This window comes from Paraburkholderia sp. BL21I4N1, from assembly GCF_002973525.1.
Classification (GTDB): domain Bacteria; phylum Pseudomonadota; class Gammaproteobacteria; order Burkholderiales; family Burkholderiaceae; genus Paraburkholderia.
Genome location: NZ_PVEN01000015.1, coordinates 62,723 through 82,009, shown reverse-complemented (window position 1 = coordinate 82,009; position 19,287 = coordinate 62,723). Strand labels below are relative to the sequence as shown.

The 19,287-nt window shown below is 59.9% G+C and carries 19 protein-coding genes; 9 read left to right on the top strand and 10 right to left on the bottom strand.

Translation table 11 applies throughout. The annotated features are described in order from the left end of the window. Positions 1–94: 94 nt before the first annotated feature. The 5 genes from B0G83_RS29040 to B0G83_RS29020 form a co-directional block, all read right to left on the bottom strand. Positions 95–622 (bottom strand): PTS sugar transporter subunit IIA, encoded by a 528-nt coding sequence (locus B0G83_RS29040; RefSeq protein ID WP_105510839.1) that lies wholly within the window; start codon positions 620–622, stop codon positions 95–97. 323 nt (positions 623–945) lie between these two features. Beyond that, a complete protein-coding gene (gshB, locus tag B0G83_RS29035) occupies positions 946–1,902 on the bottom strand; it encodes a glutathione synthase (RefSeq protein WP_105510838.1) in 957 nt (318 codons plus the stop codon). Between the two features lie 102 nt (positions 1,903–2,004). Next, positions 2,005–3,294 carry a glutamate--cysteine ligase gene (gshA, locus tag B0G83_RS29030; RefSeq protein WP_105510837.1) on the bottom strand — a complete coding sequence of 430 codons (1,290 nt, stop codon included), beginning with the start codon at positions 3,292–3,294 and terminating at the stop codon, positions 2,005–2,007. Positions 3,295–3,530: 236 nt separating this feature from the next. Next, positions 3,531–5,039, bottom strand: a complete 1,509-nt coding sequence (locus B0G83_RS29025) for an ammonium transporter (RefSeq protein ID WP_105510836.1) — start codon at positions 5,037–5,039, stop codon at positions 3,531–3,533. A 44-nt stretch (positions 5,040–5,083) separates the two neighbouring features. Beyond that, positions 5,084–5,422, bottom strand: coding sequence for a P-II family nitrogen regulator (locus B0G83_RS29020; RefSeq protein ID WP_006048089.1), 339 nt, complete (start codon positions 5,420–5,422; stop codon positions 5,084–5,086). Positions 5,423–5,818: 396 nt separating this feature from the next. On the opposite strand from B0G83_RS29020, the gene B0G83_RS29015 reads away from it, so the two are divergent. From B0G83_RS29015 to B0G83_RS28975, 8 genes are all read left to right on the top strand, one after another. Further along, the gene (locus B0G83_RS29015) at positions 5,819–6,076 is read left to right on the top strand and encodes an accessory factor UbiK family protein (protein WP_035553708.1); all 258 of its coding nucleotides are present in this window, start codon (positions 5,819–5,821) and stop codon (positions 6,074–6,076) included. Between the two features lie 426 nt (positions 6,077–6,502). Continuing rightward, positions 6,503–6,835: a helix-turn-helix transcriptional regulator gene (locus tag B0G83_RS29005; protein WP_181157130.1), complete on the top strand. Its 333-nt coding sequence runs from the start codon at positions 6,503–6,505 to the stop codon at positions 6,833–6,835. Beyond that, positions 6,832–7,293: an ArsI/CadI family heavy metal resistance metalloenzyme gene (locus B0G83_RS29000; RefSeq protein WP_105510834.1), complete on the top strand. Its 462-nt coding sequence runs from the start codon at positions 6,832–6,834 to the stop codon at positions 7,291–7,293. The genes B0G83_RS29005 and B0G83_RS29000 overlap by 4 nt, the downstream gene beginning before the upstream one ends. Then, the gene (locus B0G83_RS28995) at positions 7,290–7,811 is read left to right on the top strand and encodes an arsenate reductase ArsC (protein WP_105510833.1); all 522 of its coding nucleotides are present in this window, start codon (positions 7,290–7,292) and stop codon (positions 7,809–7,811) included. Before B0G83_RS29000 ends, B0G83_RS28995 begins: the two co-directional genes overlap by 4 nt. Further along, positions 7,798–8,868 carry an ACR3 family arsenite efflux transporter gene (arsB, locus tag B0G83_RS28990; RefSeq protein WP_105510832.1) on the top strand — a complete coding sequence of 357 codons (1,071 nt, stop codon included), beginning with the start codon at positions 7,798–7,800 and terminating at the stop codon, positions 8,866–8,868. Before B0G83_RS28995 ends, arsB begins: the two co-directional genes overlap by 14 nt. Positions 8,869–8,878: 10 nt before the next feature. Next, positions 8,879–9,301 carry an arsenate reductase (glutaredoxin) gene (gene arsC, locus B0G83_RS28985; RefSeq protein ID WP_105510931.1) on the top strand — a complete coding sequence of 141 codons (423 nt, stop codon included), beginning with the start codon at positions 8,879–8,881 and terminating at the stop codon, positions 9,299–9,301. Then, a complete protein-coding gene (gene arsH, locus B0G83_RS28980; protein ID WP_105510831.1) occupies positions 9,301–10,065 on the top strand; it encodes an arsenical resistance protein ArsH in 765 nt (254 codons plus the stop codon). Before arsC ends, arsH begins: the two co-directional genes overlap by 1 nt. After that, positions 10,025–11,269: an MFS transporter gene (locus tag B0G83_RS28975; protein ID WP_374954953.1), complete on the top strand. Its 1,245-nt coding sequence runs from the start codon at positions 10,025–10,027 to the stop codon at positions 11,267–11,269. The genes arsH and B0G83_RS28975 overlap by 41 nt, the downstream gene beginning before the upstream one ends. Positions 11,270–11,348: 79 nt before the next feature. Here B0G83_RS28975 and B0G83_RS28970 read toward each other — a convergent pair whose 3' ends face one another. The 5 genes from B0G83_RS28970 to B0G83_RS28945 form a co-directional block, all read right to left on the bottom strand. Continuing rightward, positions 11,349–11,675 (bottom strand): hypothetical protein, encoded by a 327-nt coding sequence (locus B0G83_RS28970; RefSeq protein WP_146120312.1) that lies wholly within the window; start codon positions 11,673–11,675, stop codon positions 11,349–11,351. 381 nt (positions 11,676–12,056) lie between these two features. Then, positions 12,057–13,898, bottom strand: coding sequence for a type IV secretory system conjugative DNA transfer family protein (locus tag B0G83_RS28965; protein WP_146120311.1), 1,842 nt, complete (start codon positions 13,896–13,898; stop codon positions 12,057–12,059). Between the two features lie 141 nt (positions 13,899–14,039). After that, complete coding sequence (locus tag B0G83_RS28960) at positions 14,040–14,822, bottom strand: hypothetical protein (RefSeq protein WP_146120310.1); 783 nt, start codon at positions 14,820–14,822, stop codon at positions 14,040–14,042. Positions 14,823–15,946: 1,124 nt separating this feature from the next. Then, a complete protein-coding gene (locus B0G83_RS28950) occupies positions 15,947–16,993 on the bottom strand; it encodes a site-specific integrase (RefSeq protein ID WP_105510825.1) in 1,047 nt (348 codons plus the stop codon). 131 nt (positions 16,994–17,124) lie between these two features. Continuing rightward, entirely contained in the window at positions 17,125–17,391 is a 267-nt protein-coding gene (locus tag B0G83_RS28945) for a hypothetical protein (protein WP_105510824.1), read from the bottom strand. Positions 17,392–18,352: 961 nt separating this feature from the next. On the opposite strand from B0G83_RS28945, the gene B0G83_RS28940 reads away from it, so the two are divergent. After that, positions 18,353–19,240: a DUF4238 domain-containing protein gene (locus B0G83_RS28940; RefSeq protein ID WP_181157129.1), complete on the top strand. Its 888-nt coding sequence runs from the start codon at positions 18,353–18,355 to the stop codon at positions 19,238–19,240. The last annotated feature ends 47 nt before the right edge of the window (positions 19,241–19,287 follow it).

Sequence of the window (19,287 nt, the reverse complement as noted above, 5' to 3'; positions counted from 1 at the left end):
GATGGTCCGAAGCGCGGGTAAGTGTGGTGGTGAAGTGTGAAACTGCAAACCGCTTGCAATGCGTTTGAAGCCTGGGTCAAACCGGCCAGTCTGCTTAAAGGCCGGCCGAATCCGTTTTCTGGGTCAGGTCGGCGCCGACCGGCAACGCGGGTAGACAGTCGCCGGGCGCCGCGTCGGGCGGCAAGGCCGGTAGACAATCGCCCGAGGCCGCGCACGGCGCGACGGGCGCCGGCGTGGCGGGTCCGATTGCATGCACGCCCTTGGTGGCGCCGGAGAGTGCCTTGTCGACCAACGTGTCGAGCGGCGTGGCGCGATAACAGACCGCGCGCACCAGCATCGGCAGATTGACGCCGCACAGCACGCGCACGTCCGGCAGCGAAGCGAGCCGCCCGGCGATATTCGCGGGTGTGGCGCCGAACATATCGGTGAGCACGAGCGCGCCGTTTTCTTCCCTGAGACGCTCGATCTCGGCGTTCGCAAAAGCCACCCGTTCAACCGGATCGCAGTCGGGCGACACGTCGATCACGCCGATGCGTGCCGGCAAGCCACCGTAGATGTGCGAAATGCAATCGCGCAACGCGGTGGCGAACGGAGCGTGCGCAATGATCAGAATGCCTGCCATATCAGCCTTACTGCAAAAGAACGGCCCCGAACCGTGGACCGGGACAAAGCCCGAGCCCCAAGCGCCCTCGACCGGCCGTGAGCCATGAGGACCGGAACGCAACATCTGACGAGCCCGGCGCCGCGCCGGACAGGACGCCGGCAGCGCTGACAAACGGCTCGATCACAGTCCGCAACCTATGCCCCGGGCATCGCTCGGATACCGTCGATTCGGCTTGGCGCGGGAGAGCGGGCATTGTAGCAGGCCCATTTTCGCGCCAAAGCCGGTGTTCTGCCTGATGCGGATTTACTACACAGTTTGGGGGCGGTGGCGGGCATTCAAGGCTAGCCCGCCGCGCGCTCCAGCGCGTCGATAAACATGGCGGCAACGTCGAAACCGGTCTGATCCGTGATCTCGCGGAAACAGGTCGGGCTCGTAACGTTCACCTCGGTCAGCCAGTCGCCGATCGCATCCAGCCCGGCCAGCAGCAAACCGCGTGCGGCCAGCACCGGCGCGAGCGTGTCGGCGATCTTGCGGTCATGCTCGGTCAGCGGACGCGCCACGCCCAAACCACCCGCCGCCAGATTGCCGCGCACTTCATTGCCCTGAGGAATCCGCGCCAGCGAATACGGCACCGCTTCGCCGCCGATCAGCAGAATGCGCTTATCGCCTTCCTTGATTTCGGGGATGAACTTCTGCGCCATCACCGAACGCGCGCCGTCGTGGCTCAGCATTTCGATGATCGAACCCAAGTTCATGCCGTCCGCCTTCACACGGAACACGCCCATGCCCCCCATGCCGTCGAGCGGTTTCAGGATCACGTCGCCATGCTGTTCGTGGAACGCGCGCAGACGGGCCGCGTCGCGCGTGACCAGGGTGGGCGTGACGAACTGCGCGAATTCGCCGATCGCGAGTTTTTCCGAATGATCGCGAATCGCCTGCGGCTTGTTGAATATGCGCGCGCCGCCGCGCTCGGCCATCTCGAGCAGCCACGTCGACGTGACGTATTCCATATCGAACGGCGGGTCTTTGCGCATCACCACGGCGCTGAAGCTTTTGAGCGAGCGCGCTGCGGGCGCGTCGGCGGCGTACCACGTGTCGCGATGCAGATCGGTCACGTCGCCGACAATCGCGAAGCGCTGCACGTTCGCCTCCACGTCGCCGCCGGTCCATGCCAGATGCTTCGGTTCGCAGGCGTACACCGTGTGGCCGCGGCGGGCCGCCTCGGCCATCATCGCGTAGGTCGAGTCTTTGTAGATCTTGAACTGCGTGAGCGGATCGGCGATGAAAAGAATGTCCATGAAGGTCCCGGTGCGCCCTGATGGGCTTGGCATTGAGCGTCAAACTACGCGTTGAAAATGACGATGGCGGCACGCGCGCCGCCATCGACCACCCTGGATGGCCTAGACCTGAATCGCTTCCGGATCGGTCTTTTCCAGCTCGACCGATGCGGCCAGCAAACCGAGCCGCGCCACCACGCCATACATATAGAAGCGATTCGGCGGCGCCGCGCCGGGCTTGGCGTGCGCGTCCGGCAGCGCCGTGTGTTCGAAGCCGAGCGGCACGAAGTGCATGCCGGGCGCATTCAGATTCTGATCGCGCTCGCGGCTGCCGTGCACGCGATAGAAGCCGCCCACGACATAACGGTCGATCATGTACACGACCGGTTCCGCGACTTCGTCGCCGAGGCGTTCGAAGGTGTACACGCCTTCCTGCACGATCACGTCATGCACTTCGAGGCCGTCCTTGGTGGCGGCCATCTTGGCGCGTTCGCGCTTGGTGAGCGCGGCGACCTCGGAGGCGTCGTGCACCGTCATCACGCCCATGCCATAAGTACCGGCGTCCGACTTGATCACGACATACGGTTTTTCGGAGATGCCGTACTCGCGATACTTCTTGGCGATCTTCTTCAGCACGCCGTCGATCGCATCCGCCAGCGCTTCCTCACCGGTGCGCTCCTGGAAGTCCACGCCTTCCACATGCGCGAAGTACGGATTGACCATCCACGGATCGATGTCGACCATCTTCGCGAATTTCTTCGCGACGTCGTCATAGCAGGAGAAATGCGTGGACTTGCGACGCACGGCCCACCCGGCATGCAACGGCGGCAGCAGATACTGCTCGTGCAAATTCTCCAGAATCGGCGGAATGCCGCCCGACAGATCATTGTTCAGCAGAATCGAACACGGATCGAAATTCTTCAACCCCAGCCGCCGCGGCGTGCGTTCGAGCGGTTCGAGCACGAGCTTCTGGCCGTCGGACAGCGCGATCGTGACCGGCCCGTTGATGCTGTCGTCGAGCGTGCCGAAGCGCACGTTCAACCCGGCCTGACGCATGATCGCTGCCAGCCGGGCAACGTTCTCGAGATAAAACGCGTTGCGGGTATGACGCTCGGGAATCACCAGCAGGTTCTTCGCGTCCGGGCAGATCTTTTCGATCGACGCCATCGCGGCCTGCACGGCAAGCGGCAGCACTTCCTGCGGCAGATTGTTGAATGCGCCGGGGAACAGATTGGTGTCGACCGGCGCGAGCTTGAAACCCGCGTTACGCAGGTCGACCGAACAGTAGAACGGCGGCGTGTGCTCCTGCCATTCGAGCCGGAACCAGCGTTCGATGGCAGGCGTGGCGTCGAGGATCTTCCGCTCGAGGTCGAGCAGCGGGCCGTTTAACGCCGTAACTAGGTGCGGAACCATTGATCACTCGCAGACTGGAGAAAAAAGATTGTATTGCAAATGCTTTGCCCATTTGGGGACGGTTTCTCCATTCGCAAGCGGACGCGAATGCATTCTCGCTATCGTGATGATAGGCGGGGAAAACTACTGTTTCCAAGATAAGCGCCAAGAAAAAAGCCCGCCATGAAAGGCGGGCCAAAATCGCTGCGCTTGTTGCTGTTGGCTCGGCGCCGCCGGGCGGCGCCGACTGCCAGACTTTATTCGACGTGTTCGCCGTGCAGGCTCACGTCCAGACCTTCGCGTTCTTCTTCTTCCGTCACGCGGATGCCCATCACCATGTCGATCACCTTCAGCAGGATGTAGCTGACCACGCCGCTGTAGACCAGCGTCGTCAGCACGCCCTTGGCTTGCAGGATCACGCTGCCGTCCGCGCCGCCGATGTCCTTGACCGCGAACACACCGGTCAGCAGCGCACCCACGATCCCGCCGACGCAGTGCACGCCGAACGCGTCGAGCGAGTCGTCGTAACCGAGCTTGTGCTTGAGCCACGTGGCCGACCAGAAGCAGATCACGCCTGCCGCAATGCCGATCACGAGCGAACCCGTCATGCCGACGAAGCCCGAAGCCGGCGTAATCGCCACCAGACCCGCCACGGCGCCCGACACGATACCGAGTACCGACGGCTTACCCTTGGTTGCCCATTCGGCGAACATCCATGCGAGCGCGGCGGCTGCCGTTGCGACTTGCGTGGCGAACATCGCGAAACCGGCACGGCCGTCAGCCGCCACCGCCGAACCTGCGTTGAAGCCGAACCAGCCCACCCACAGCATCGCGCCACCAATCAGCGTGAGTGTCAGGTTGTGCGGCGCCATCGCTTCCTTGCCGTAACCGACACGCTTGCCGAGCACCAGCGCGCAGACCAGCGCCGCGATACCGGCGTTGATGTGCACCACCGTGCCGCCCGCGAAGTCGAGGATGCCGGCGCTAGCCAGCCAGCCGGTCGGTTCCCAGACCATGTGCGCGATCGGCGAGTAGACGATGATCGACCACAGCGTCATGAACACCAGCATCGCCGAGAACTTCATACGGTCGGCAAATGCGCCCGTGATCAACGCTGGGGTGATGATCGCGAACGTCATCTGATAAACCACGTAGACCGTTTCCGGAATCGTCGGGGCCAGGTGGCTGACGGTCAGCGTCGTGGCCTTGTCGCCCTTGATGTAGTTCATGCCCGCCATGAAGAAGCGCGAGAAACCGCCGATGAACGAGTTGCCCGGCGTGAACGCCAGCGTGTAGCCGATCACAACCCAGATGATCGACACCAGGCAGGTGATCGCGAAACTTTGCATCAGGATCGCGAGCACGCTTTTCTTGCGGACCATGCCGCCGTAGAACAGCGCCAGACCCGGGATCGTCATGAACAGCACGAGCGCGGTGGAGGTCAGCATCCAGGCGGTGTCGCCCGAATTGATCTTCGACGAATCGACCGAGAACGGCGCGGTCGGGGCAGCCGGCGCAGCGTCCGATGCTGCTGGTGCGGCGGCAGCGGCGCTGGCAGCCGGCGCGGCGGACGCGTCAGCGGCCGGTGCCGAAGCCGCGGCGGCGGCAGGCGCCGCCGAAGCGTCCGGCGCCGGCGCGCTCGCCGTCGTATCGGAAGCAGCGGCCGAAGCGGCTGCGGGGGCGGAAGCGTCGTCCGCGAGGGCGGCGCCGATACCGCCCGCGAGCAGCGAACCGGCCATCAGCAAGGACATCATTAGTTTGCGCATCTTCGTTTCCTCTTGTCGCTTATCTGTGTCGCTATCTTTTGGTGTTACAGAGCGTCCGCGCCGGTCTCCCCGGTGCGAATCCGGATGACCTGTTCGATCGGCGTGACGAAAATCTTGCCGTCGCCGATCTTGCCGGTGCGCGCGGCACGTTCGAGCGCCTCGATCGCCTGGTCGACGATGTCGTCCGAGACGGCGGCCTCGATCTTCACCTTCGGCAGGAAATCGACCACGTATTCGGCGCCGCGATACAGCTCCGTGTGGCCCTTCTGCCGGCCGAAGCCCTTGACTTCCGTCACCGTGATGCCCGAGACGCCGATGGCCGACAAGGCTTCGCGCGCCTCATCGAGCTTGAACGGCTTGATGATTGCGGTAATGAGTTTCATGAAATCCCTCGCTTAGTTGCTAACCCGTTGCGTAACCCGTTTGCGTACTCGTAACCCGTTCGCGTGGTCTCGTTTCGCTGCCGGTAAAAAGCTCCCGACAGTGCGCGCCGGGCAGTAACAGCAACTCGCATGCCATGTTGTGTCAGACTGCGCACCGGGCACGCTGGCAAAGGGGCGCAAGCGGCCCTGGCCGGATGGCCAACGTGGGCCGGGCGCGCTGGCGCGGCGTTTGGATCGTTGCTAGAGTGTTCGAAGGTTTTGAACGCGCGGGCACGCACCAAAGGCGCTCATGCGGCAACGGCACGCAATGGGCAATGCACCAAGACCGCCCATTCGCCGTAACAAAGCACAGACGTAACGAAACATGCACATTTTTTGTGCATCAAGGGGAACACCATGAAACAACCGAACGACGTTTTTAACGACTTCCAGGCACGCATGAGCGAGCTGTTCAAGAACTCGCCGGCCAAAGATGTCGAACGCAACGTCAAAGCCATGCTGTCGCAGGGTTTTTCGAAGCTCGATCTGGTCACGCGTGAAGAATTCGATACGCAGACGCAAGTGCTGGTGCGCACCCGCGCGCGCTTGGAAGAACTGGAGCGCCGCGTCGCCGAGCTCGAACAGAAGCTGCCGGTCGCGACCCAAACGCCGTAACGCCTTGCTGCGCAGCGTCAGCGCTGCCGCAGTGCTGCCCACTTCACAGGCAAGCGAGCCGTGACGTCATCAGCGTTTTAGGGGACTTGCGCGCGCCCTACCGCGCCGTCCGACGGGAGAAAACATGTCGCTTGCCGTGGTGCGCAGTCGCGCGCCGGCCTCTGGCCGCGCGCCTGAAGTAACCGTCGAGGTCCACCTCGCCAACGGATTACCCTCTTTTTCTGACGTGGGAAATTAACTGCACCGCACTCCTCGACGGCCGAGCTGCGCTATGCGATTGCCGTCGCGCCATGAGTTGCGTGCTGCCGGAGTTGTCCTGCGAAGGCATCCCGCGGTTTCAGTCCGTTGAATGCGAAAAGCACTGGAGACCGCGCATCATTTCAATAATACTTGAAATATGGAATTGATGCGCCTACCATGCGTCCTATGGACTCAAACCTTGTAGTTCGCGCCTTAAGCGCTCTGGCTCATGAATCGCGTCTAGCGATTTTCCGCTCGCTCGTCGTTGCCGGACCTGAAGGCATAGCGGCCGGTGAGATTGCACAACAGCTCGGGCTGTCGCCGTCCAGTCTTTCGTTCCATCTGAAGGACCTATCCCACGCTGAGCTAGTTAGAGCGCGCCAGGACGGCCGCTTTATCTTTTACTCGGCCAACTTCGAAGCAATGAGCGGGCTCATCGGCTTCCTTACAGAAAACTGCTGCGCCGGCGCCGACTGCTCGCTGCCGACATCGCCGCAATGTTGTGGAGACAAGACATGAAGCGCATGCACATTCACGTCGCCGTTGAAAACCTGACGGCGAGCGCGCGGTTTTATACCGCGATGTTCGGCGGCATTGAGCCGACGATTCAGAAATCCGACTACTGCAAGTGGGAACTGAGCGACCCCAAGGTTAACTTCGCCATCTCGCAAAGGGGCGCGAAGCCAGGCGTTGACCACCTCGGCATTCAAGTCGAGACGGACGAAGAGCTCGTGGAGATGCGCAGCCGTTTCTCAAATGCGGATTTGCCTGCGCTGGACCAGGCAGCCACGACTTGCTGCTACGCACAATCGGACAAGTCTTGGACCATCGACCCGCAAGGCGTCGCTTGGGAAACCTTCCGGACGTTGGAGACTGCACCCACATACGGTCAGTCGCGACATGACCCCGAACCCACTGCGTTGGCCGCCTGTTGCACCCCAACGACCTCGACCATTGCTTTTCGGAGCCGGACGTGAGCGACCGCGAATACAACGTTCTTATCCTGTGCACAGGCAACAGCGCACGCAGCATCATGGCCGAAGCGTTGTTCAACGTGGTTGGCAAGGGCCGCTTTGCCGCCTACAGCGCAGGCAGTCACCCAACGGGCAAGGTCAACCCTTTGGCTATCGAACGCTGTGAATCTATCGGATACGACACGGCGAGCCTGCGTAGCAAAAGCTGGGATGTCTTTTCCTTGCCGAGCGCACCACACATGGACTTCGTCATCACCGTGTGCGACCAAGCTGCGGGCGAGGTCTGCCCGATATGGCCTAGCACGCCGATGGCCGCACATTGGGGATTCGAAGACCCGGCCGCTTTCGAGGGTGACGATGAAGCGAAACGTAAAGTATTCGACAAGGCGTTTCGCCAAATTCTGAACCGCGTAAGTCAGTTTGTGAATCTGCCTCTACACATTCTCGACCGCAACGCCATCCAGAACGAGTTGCGCGCTATTGGCAACAGGCCCGCGGAGGAAGGAAGTGAGCAGCGCTGAAAACTTAACGCCGGCTGGCAGCATTGCGGCCATTGGCTTTTTCGAACGCTACCTCACCGTCTGGGTGGCGCTGTGTATTGTCGGCGGCATCCTGCTTGGTCAGTGGGCGCCAGCGGTGTTCGAAAACATCGGTCGCATGGAAGTGGCGCAGGTCAACATCCCTGTGGGTGTGCTCATCTGGGTCATGATTATTCCAATGCTGGTCAAGATTGACTTCGGCGCGATGGCGCAGGTGAAAGGACACTGGCGCGGCATCGGGGTTACGCTGTTTGTGAACTGGCTCGTCAAGCCGTTCTCAATGGCGCTGCTCGGCTGGATTTTTGTACGTCACGTCTTCGCGCCATACCTCCCGGCAGCGCAACTCGACAGCTACGTTGCCGGCCTGATATTGCTCGCAGCCGCGCCGTGCACCGCGATGGTTTTCGTCTGGTCGCAGCTTTGCAAGGGTGACCCGTACTTCACGCTCTCCCAGGTCGCGCTTAACGACGCAATTATGATTGTCGCGTTCGCGCCCATCGTGGCGCTCTTGCTGGGTATGTCCGCTATCACTGTGCCTTGGGACACGCTGTTTACGTCGGTCGGACTGTACATCATCATTCCGGTCATCATCGCGCAGCTGATGCGCCGCGTATTGCTTGCCCGGGGTGAGGGTCACTTTCAGCGGGTCGTATCGGCGCTCGGCCCGTATTCAATCTGCGCATTGCTTGGCACCCTGGTTTTGCTCTTCGCATTTCAAGGACAGGCCATCGTCCACGAGCCGCTAGTTATCGCCATGCTCGCCGTGCCCATCCTCATACAAGTGTTCCTGAATTCCGGATTGGCGTATGTGCTGAATCGCCGGCTCGGCGTTGCTCATTGTGTGGCTGGGCCATCTAGTCTGATTGGTGCGAGCAATTTTTTCGAGCTGGCTGTCGCGACCGCCATCAGCCTGTTCGGTTTCAAGTCCGGCGCCGCCCTGGCGACCGTCGTTGGTGTGCTCATTGAGGTGCCCGTGATGCTGCTGGTCGTCGGTGTAGTCAACCGGTCGCAGCGTTGGTATGAAGCACGCACAAACTGAGGAAAACCAAATGAGCGTCACTATCTATCACAACCCCAAGTGCGGTACATCACGCAACACGCTCGCGATGATTCGCAACTCCGGGATAGAACCGGAAGTGATTGAGTATCTCGAACATCCGCCAACCCACGAAGCGCTAAAGCGCATGATTTCATCTGCTGGATTGACCGTCCGCGAGGCCATTCGTGAGAAAGGTACCCCCTACATAGAACTCGGTCTGGCAGACGCGTCGATGACCGACGACCAGTTGCTTAACATCATGCTCGCGCACCCGGTTCTCATCAACCGGCCGTTTGTGGTGACGCCCCTGGGCGTCCGGTTGTGCAGGCCATCTGAAGTGGTTCTCGACATTCTGCCGAATCCTCAACAGGGCGAGTTCACGAAGGAAGACGGCGAACGGGTAGTCAACGCCGAAGGCAGGAGGGTTCGCTGATGTCGTCGGACCTTCGTAACGTCATGCTGCCATTGCTCGGCACGCCGGACACCGAGAAGCTGGAGCCCCGTTCAGTCTCAACGCATGCACCTCGAATCCTGCTGCTCTATGGCTCACTCCGACCGACTTCTTACAGCCGCCTGCTGACCCTTGAGGCCGAACGAATTCTTCGGCACTTCGGTGCTGAGACCAAAGTGTTCGACCCGCATGACCTACCCATCGCGGATAGTGTCCCGGCCGACCATCCAAAGGTTGTCGAGCTTCGGAAGCTGTCAGAGTGGTCCGAAGGCCAGGTCTGGTGCAGCCCCGAGCGTCACGGGACGTTGACGGCAGTGTTCAAGAATCAGATTGACTGGCTGCCATTAGAAATCGGCGGCGTGCGCCCGACCCAAGGCCGGACGCTCGCGGTAATGCAAGTTTGCGGCGGCTCGCAGTCGTTCAATGCGGTCAACGCGCTACGCGTGCTCGGACGATGGATGCGGATGGTGACCATCCCGAATCAGTCGTCGGTCGCAAAGGCATACCAAGAGTTTGAGGTTGACGGGCGCATGAAGCCGTCGTCCTATTACGACCGGGTCGTGGACGTGATGGAGGAGCTGTACAAGTTCACGCTGCTCGTGCGCGACCGGTCCGACTACTTGACCGACCGCTACAGCGAGCGAAAGGAAAAGGCGCCGGCTGTAGCGGAGGCGCTTGCCCACGCGGCAATGACTCATGAGCACGATGCAGACACAGCAGACAGTGACGACGGAGAAGTCGAATAACCCGTCCGAACCATCAGCAGCACTTCCGACGTGGGCGCTGGCGCTGGCGCAGCTCGTATCCTGGGGTTCCGTCTACTATTCGTTCTCGTTGCTGATGGTGCCCATGGAACAGACGATGGGCTGGAGCCGCACTGCGACGAACGGCGCGTTGTCTGTCGGCCTACTCGTCTCAGGCTTAGCCGCTTATCCAGTTGGGCGATGGATAGACCACGGGCTGGGGCGTAGGGTGATGGTCGCCGGTTCCCTCGTAGCGGCCTCCATGTTGCTGCTTTGGTCAACTGCGCAGTCACTGACGCTTCTCTTCGTCGTCTGGATTGGCCTCGGCGCCGCGATGGCTGCAACGTTCTACGACCCGGTTTTCGCGGTTGTCACTCATGCACATCCGCGGACCTACAAGGCCAAAATCACGCTGATTACTCTGGTTGCCGGGTTCGCAAGCACGGTTTTTATTCCATTGACCCAGTTCCTCGTCGGCGAGTGGGGATGGAGACTTGCTCTGGTCGCGCTCGCAGCTGCAAACCTACTTGTTTGCCTTCCCATACACTTTGTAGCAATCCGTTCTTCGAGATGCCTGGACATTTCTAAGCCCAGTCCTACGGACGTAAAGCGCCTGAATAACGCTGCCACAAGGCGCGCGCTGCGCACCCCGAGCTTTTGGGCGCTCGCCGTGTCCTTCACCGCTTACTATGCGACGTTCGCGGCGCTTACGTTCCATCTTGTTCCCCTAATGGTCGAACGCAACGTGACCAACGCCGTGCTTGTCACGACAATGGCACTAATCGGGCCTGCTCAGGTAATGGCGCGAGCGGTCTGGTTCGTGTTCGGACGCGGCGTCCACGTCAGCAGAATTGGATTCATCGTCGTCACACTGTTTCCAATTTCGACGGTCATCCTCATTTGCGCTGGAAACTCGCCGTCCTTGCTCTGGCTTTTCGCGCTCTGCTATGGGGCCGCGAACGGCATGATGACTATTCTGCGCGGCACTATCGTGCAGGATTTGATGTGGACGGAAGGTTATGGTGCCGTCAGCGGCATGCTCTCTTTGCCATCAAACATTGCTAAAGGAATTGCGCCCATTGCCGCGGCAGCCATCTGGAGTCTTGCGGGGTATGGTGCCGTCGAATGGACGGTGTTTGCGGTGTCGCTGATTTCTGCCGTAGGGTTCTTCTTCGCAGTGCACGCCAGTAGAAAGCTGGCCGGATAGCAAGCCAGCGTCCCATCAACGAAGGCGCGGAGACGTTGAAGGCCTCCACCGGACGTAACCCGGCAAGCAACGTCTTCAGCTAGTTGAGTGTGGGAATGACGCCTTCGACATGCTTTAAAAGAAATCGGCATGCGGCCTCACACGCGGTTGCCTCGGATACGCCATAGTGCGGCGTGTGCTGACCGCCGACGGTAAGGTCGAGACGGTACGGCCCACTCGCGTACCTTGGGGGCGTGTGATTCAACTGGCGACGAAGCAATACACGGACCGTTGTACCGTCCGCGTAGAGTTTGGACTCCACTTCAAAGTCCTCGATGATTTCAAACACGGGCGATTCGGACGCGACTGCGTTAGCTTTTCCAAGTGCGAAGAGAGGGATTGCATTCACCACCGACTTTCCTTTCATATTAAAACTCCACAAATAAAACAACGGAGTCGCCATGGTTAGCGAAAAGAATCTATCGGGCAACAATAACCCTACATCTCATTAATATAATAGCGAGAAATGCGAAAACGCCAAGTAAATCGCATTTATAATCAAAAATACCATTTCGTCAAGTTAATGACCATTTGACGACTCGTTTCGTGTGAAACCATATACCGAGAAATTAGCGTAACAACAACCTGAAGGTGTGCCAAGCCGCCCAGGAAGCCCAAATGGTCGCGGCCAATCGCCAGACGACAAGTGGTATTTTCGCAACGTATACCGTGTAACAGTGGGTCGCGAAAAGCGCCAGAACGATTAGTCCGAGAAAGAAAATCCACACTTTAATTTTTATCATTTCCGCTACATTTCAGCATGGCGGGTTCCCGGCATAACGTAATACGGACGCAGAAAAACCCGGTGAATTGGCACACTACGGCTCCCATCGTGTGACTGTAAAATTCCTTGGCCCACAGGCAGATTTGAAAGGACCTCGGGTGGAACAATGTGCTCCCGTTTCTCGTGCACAGAGTAGGACTGAGACACAGTCGACTCTCCACCAAATCGGCCATTTGCCGCGAGGGTCGCGTCCATGACGCTCTCAGAAATGTTGGCATCAATGGCTATAGCGTCGTGCTCGCCGAGCAAATCAGCCGCGAATTCGGGAACGGTCTGGTGCAACACGAGACGGTTGCGTAGCGATTGCAGCAACACTTTGGCTCGGTCTTCGCCGACACGTTGCACAATAGATGCAAAGCCTTGGGTCAATAGCACGGTGATAGATTTCGACTCGCGACACAAGGCCTGATACTCGGCGTCACCCGGACTGGCATAGTCCTGATATTCGTCGATTACCAATGCCATATAGCGCTCTGCGTTACAGCGACCTTCGCGCACCCAGGCAAGACGCGCGAGCATTGCATCTTCATAGGACAGCTTCAGGAGCATTCCGAGGATGACAGCGAGCCCGGGAACGCTGCGACTGTTGCAGTCGAGCACTACGACCAAGCCACGATTCATGCACTCGGACCAATCGGGCATGTCGAGGTCTGATTCGGGTGCGTTATAAAGTTGTGCAACATCTGGTGCCGTCAACGGCACCAGAAGATTGAACAGTTCCGAAACGTAAATCGCTCGAAACTTCTCGTCTTCTCCTATCCTGTCAATGATGAGCTTCGAGTAATAGATAAAGTGCTCGTGTTTGTCGGTTCGGGCAGCCGAACCGACAAACAGCATGTCGATATATTCCTTTGCCGCCGCTCCAGGCGTGTCGCTGCCGGCGGTCAGATGAAGCAGCTCGCCCAAAAGGGCACGCACACCGGACGCGGTGACGTAGCCGGTCAGAAGGCGTAACAGCCCAATAGCACCTTCAGCAAGGTGCGCTGCGCCCGCGCGAATCCATCGCGTGTCTGCGCCGAACGGCGCACCGTTGACGTTCTCAAGCGCCGTCAAGAGCGCGTTTGCGATGGTTGCCGGAGACGAGAGAGGCATGTGAAGCGGGTTCCATTTGGTCGCCTGACTGGGGCCAACGGCGAGCAGGTCAGTACCCCGGCCAGCGGCGACCATTTCGGCGCGAAGCGGCTCCACTAGCGCCGCCTTGGAATCCATTACGAGACCGCCAGGACGGGTCGGATGATGGAATAGCTGGAAAATAGCCGGCCGCAGCACATACGCTGTTTTACCGCTACCGATGCTGCCTAGAACGAGCAGGCCAGTCACCAGGCCTTTAGCGGGCAGCACGGCCCATTCAGGAGTCGGGCTGTACACCTCTTCGGTACGATAGTGCAGTGCGTACTCGCCGTCGTCGGTATATCGTCGGCCGGGGTGAACCTCACCAAGGACAATGCCTGGTTCATCAAACGACGGCATGAGCGGTAGCCGATAGCCAGTCGCGATTGATGCTTGCGACTGCGGGTTGTTCTCAAGCCAGAGACTGAGACGGACACCGAAAGGCCCCCAATATGCCCTGACTCCGAGCGCGGCCAGTACGCCCGAAGCTGCGCAAATGGAAAGCAGCCAGGCGAACCGTGGTGCGAATCCTTCGGGCAGATAGGGCACAGCGACGAATGCGGCCCAAACCGCAAATACGAGAAACGCAATCTGCGGCAGCAGTGAATTCAACTGGTATTCGGCAATACTGCGCAGTTGATAGACTGAATACGCCAGCGTGCGCTGGCGAGGTGAGCGTTCAGGCAGCAGCCGCACGTTATGCCTCGCCGCGTATCAAGGCTTGAACCCACCAGACTAGGACGAATATCGGACGACACCACGGACGCGGTCCGCGGCCGACGACAATGTCCCCGTTCCGGCTGGAATAGGAGCGGTAAGCGAAAAGGTGTTTGAGCCTCATACCTGCACCCCCACGACTTTGTTGCTAAGCCAAGGGAAAGCTGGCATCGGCGCGACAGCACTGGCAGCGGCAAGCTCGGCGCGCCGGTGTGCAAGCTGGACGCGCATCGCACCTGTGCCATCGGCTGCAATGCGGGCGTCGAGCTGCGCCAGTTCACTGACGGCGTCCTCATGCGACGCCGGGACAAACTGCGAGAGAGCCGATTGCAATGCACCGGCCGCGCAGCCAGCCAGTGTCACGAGATGCAGATGGGTTGCTCCTTTTTCCAACAAAGGCAACCAGCGTGCAGCGGCGTTGCCGATGATGGCGCCCGGTGACTTGCCCGCTTCTTCTGGCGGAACAAGGACGTACACCTCATACCCCCCGCTGCTGTCCCGCGCGATAAGCGGCTCGGTGTGCCCCTTGCTCGGGATAGCGTACTGTTCACAGAGAAGCAAAGTCGCTTCGATTGTCAGCCACACGAGACTGGGGTTATGCATAAACACGACGCCTCCACGCAGCAGGCCTCGCCATCGGCTTGACTCCGAGATGCCCGCGCGTAGGAATTTTGGGGCTTGGCGAGCGTCCAAACCGCCTGCTTTTGCGGTCGGCTGGAAGCACGGCGTATTGCCCAAACCGGGAAGCAAAAGACGACGAAAAAGGCCAAGCGACGCTGCGGTACGTAGCTCGGACAAGGCATCGTCACGCGCACAGTTCAGCGCGGCGGCTGCGTAGGCGGGTGTCGTCACGGAATGCAGCGCTGCGCATCGTGCGGCGTGGTCGCGGATATTAGAAAGCATTTGGAACTCCAAGGGCGCGCGGGATGGCGCTTCACCTCCGTATAGCTCCATGTGACCCGCATGCCGTGTCGCCCGCGCTGGTTTTCAACGGCGGGCCACTGTGCAAACACAAGCAAGTCGAAGAGGAAAAACTCCTCACCGCGACAAGCCTTGTCGCGTGGCGCGCATAGCGTGACATGGGACAAGGCGGAGCCGCGTTAGCGGCTCTTGGGCGGCGGCGCAAAAGCGCTCGGAGAGCGCGCGCCGGGCGCGTCAGCGCCAGTCCCTCAGGCGTCCGGAGGGAGACTGAGAGCCGTAACGTCTCGGCTAACGCTCCATGCCGCCGTCGCGAACACGCGAAGGAGCAACGTCTGGAGCCGGTGAGGTCGCTCGAGCTGGTGTCAAGCTAGGCTCGCGAGCAGGCACCTGCTCAGCCGTCTTGAACAGCGCCGGGTCAAGCTCTGTATTTCCACGCGCCCAGTCGGGAACTTCGCCGTTCAGTGCCACAATGCGCGACGCTTGCGCCTCGTGCGACAGGTCGAAAGGCGGTGGCTCCTGGTGAATGCGAGCAATCCGCTGTATGAGCACTTGCGCGGTGGGCGAGAGCACACGCTCGGCAATTGCTGAGTCCTGCGCCACACTACCTGCGCCGCGGAAAGCCTCCCGCTCCAGCGCAGCGCGCAGTTGGTCTGAGTAAAGACCCGCCAGAGGGTCGGCAGGGTCGAGGCTTGCGCGGTCGCGACCAAGGGCGTGCAGCGTGACCTCCAATCCAGCGCAACAAACACCTGCGCGCACTTCTTCACCGCTGTGCTCGTGAGATTCACCACCAGCCCCTAACGCACCATGACCTACGCCATCAACATGCGCTGAAAGAGGGCTGCCAGGAACCGTGCTGTGGTCGTCCGTGTCGCGGGAACCGGCCGCATCGCCATGGCCCGGCGCGGTGCTGGAGACTACTGTGCTGTGTCCTTCACTTCTCAATACGCGAGTCTCGGGCTCCGAGGGTGCCACGGTCGGCTGCATCATTTGCGGGCCAGACAGAGGCCCCAAAGCATTCATTATCTCGGCGGCTTCGGCTTCGCTGTCGAGTCCACGACTGCGAAGGTCGGCGATAAAAGTAGATGGGTTAAGGGGCTCCACTGTTTTTACCCGTAGACAGACTGCGAACGGTCGCTGCGATGCCCCAGACGTTCCGCGATTTCGCCACGCGGCGTTCCCGCCGACTTAAGGTCTCGCGCTGAAGCGTGGCGATACGTGTACGCCGAGACCTGGTGCAGCCCGGCGCGGTCCGCGGCACGGCTTACACGCTCGCAGAACGCCTCGACCGTTCCGGGATGTGAAACTGTGCGCTGTTCCCGACTGCCGACCCAGTCCATCAGGTCGCGTCCCGCCTGCACCTTGGCCAGTTCGTCTCGGTCGAAAATGACCGTGCGGGATTCGATGCCTCGCGCCTCATCGACCTTCGCGCCACGCACCGTCAAGCTAACAGTGCCGTCTGCATCCTGCCGCACGCGAACTCCGCGCACCTCGGCCGGACGGCATCCTGTCAACGCCATGACCGCCACGCCTACCTTGTCTTTGTCGCGCACCTCGCGTTGGACGGTGTCTCGCCAGTCGTCCGGCAGGCCGACCAAGGATGAACGCTTGCCGTTACTGCGCTCAGGGTCAGTGCGTGAAGGCCCTTGGTAGACGCTGCGACGGGCCATATCGGCCTCTCGGCTTCCGGTTGAAGGGGGGTATCGCCGGAGCGTATTCAGGCCCGAACGCACACGGCTGTATGCCTCGGCCGCACTTTCTACGCCACCGGCGCGACGATGCTTATCGAGGTCACGAAGTGCCGTCTTGAGTTCGGTCCGCGTAACGTGCACCAGCGCTGCACGGCGAAACTCGAACGAATTGCGGCAACTGGCGTCTTCAGGCCGCTGTCCTGCTTCGCGCATTTGCCCCACCACTTGGTCATAGCGACCTTGGGTTCGCTCGGACACGTCATGGGCTTCGAAACCCCGGACGTAGTCTCGTGCTTCGCGCACGTCAGTACGCAGTTGTGCCGCGGCACGCGAATCGGCCCTCGCCTCCAGTTGCTCGCGCAAGGCCATAACACGCTCGCCGAGCCGTAGCCCATCTCCGCCTGAACTCGGCGAACCGCGCCCGGTATCGAACCGGTCAACGTTGCGGACGGTCGACGCGGTCATCGCGGGCTCCTGGTTGCGTAACTGCGGCCAGCAGGCGGGCTACAGCCTCTCGGATAGCGGACTGCTGTTTGGGCATGCGTTCTACTGAACGGCTCGGCAAAGGCTTACGAGGTCTAGGAGGCGTGCGCATGTCAGTTCCCCGAAAGATGCAGTTGTGCGGCCGATTTCGCGCCGACCTCTCTCATACGCAACTTCCGGTAGAGAGTCGTAAGGGTGTAGTCGGCTCCGGCCGCGGCCAGCGCAAGCCAGGAACCGAACATGAGCGTGTGCTCCGTCAGCACGACGTCGAGGCATTGCGTCAGAGCGGGTGTACTGGCGTACAACGCCATTGAGCCGGCTATGCTCAAAAGCGCGGAAAGGGCATACGGCAATAGAAGGAAAAGGCTGGTCTGGACCATTGCACACGCACATCAAATGAATATGCCTGTGTATAGCTTTTCGAGATGAAGATGATTTCCGTCTGTCCGGCGGTCTGCCATCCGACACCGCCAGCTACGACCTTGCTGAGGCGCCGCAAGTGCCGCACCGCGATATCAAGCACCACGCTCGACAAGGGCAGTCATTGCCACGCGCGCAATCGCCATGCTACCTGCCCGCCCTGGTCAGCGACGCCCGTCAGGGCGCGAATCTTTGCGAGCTTCAGCGAAGTGGAAAAGATATTCTTACCTAAGGATATGCTCAGGTTATTCCGAAAGAATAATTTCACAATTGAATATATTTTTGGAATAACCTAGATATGCTTACGTAAGCATATTTTTTTAAGATTGAGCATATCCTTAGGTAAGAATATCCTCACTTTAAAGGTGCTTGTGAGGATAACCTCGATTGAGGAAAGCCGGAATAGCCAAGGCCCCCTGGTGGCTCACGCCAGGGCACCTTCCACCACCCTGTAAAAGGATAGTTCCGACAGACATTCAGGCTGCGCTTCTATCTTCGCCTTCGCACCGGATTGTTTCAGCCTTTCCCCGTGGTATCCGGATTTCCCTAGCGCGCCACCGGTTCCACCCGTCCACGCTAGCGGTCACAACCGATTCTCTTCAGTCGGAAGAGGCGGCATTCCAGTCGGGCGGCTCGTGCTCGGCCAACTGCTGACAATAAAGTATATAGCTGGACCCCGCTACTTTCCACGAAATTTATGCGAAAGCACTGAAATAAATTTTCGAACAAAAATAGTACCCGGAATTACAGTTAATTATTGAAGCGATTCCGATTTCACTCTTCGCCCAATTCTGGAAAATCGACCGCGGGCCCCGTACTTACAGCTTACTCGCACGTCAAACATGGCCGTCTGTCTCGCCGATGGCTCGCGCGCAAACCGTTTTTCCTGCGGTGGCTCCGACCGAGTACCATGAATCATTGATGCGGACGACCAACAACACGAGTTCTCATGTGAACAGGCCCAGAAGACATCACTTCGTACCCCGCTTCTATCTGGAAGGGTTCTGCGCTGACGATGCACGCGTCGTGGCCGTCTATGACCGATTGAGGAACGCTTACCGTGCGCAGCGTCCAACGGAAGTCGCCCACCGTCGCGACTATTACGCGTATGAAGATGACCAAGGAAACCTGGTCTTCGACATTGAAATCGGACTCGGAGAAGTTGAAACGGCAGCGAGCGCTGCGATTCTGAAGTTGGACAACGAAGAGCAGCTGACGGCAGACGACAAGCTTGTGCTCGCAACCTACGTAGCGTTTCAGTTCACCCGGACGCCAGCTTACGCGGCTTGGCTCGGCGAATTTCGCGCTCAATTTGCTCAAAATGCGCGACCGGAAGAAATCGACGCGCTGCCTAACCCACAAGACCCTGCTGCGGATAGGGGGGCGGCTTTGGGTGCGATGCTACGGCACGCACCGAGGTTCGCCGATGTATTCCTTAACCTAAACTGGACCATATGGCGACGTGACTCCGACCGCCAGTCCTTTGTGACAACGGATTGTCCAGTCAGTGTGCTCCAGACTCAGCGGCAAGAGGCAAACATCTACGCTGGCGTGGGCATCCTATTGCCCGATGTGATTACCCTTCTTCCGCTGTCGCAGGCATCTGCGCTTGCAATGTCAGGAATTGGGAATCGCATAGACAGCAGGACTCTCACGCCGGACTGGGTTCGGCGTGTCAACCTAGCGATTGTTAATCAGGCGCAGCATTTCGTGTTCGGCCGTGACATGGCGCTCGTAGAGAGTCTTGTACGGAGAACAGGCATTGAGAGGCGGGAATGGCAGCCCCCGTTGCAAGCACAACCTCTATAGAAACGCCCTGTCGCAAATCGAACGGCCTTGGTGAGTCGTGATTCACG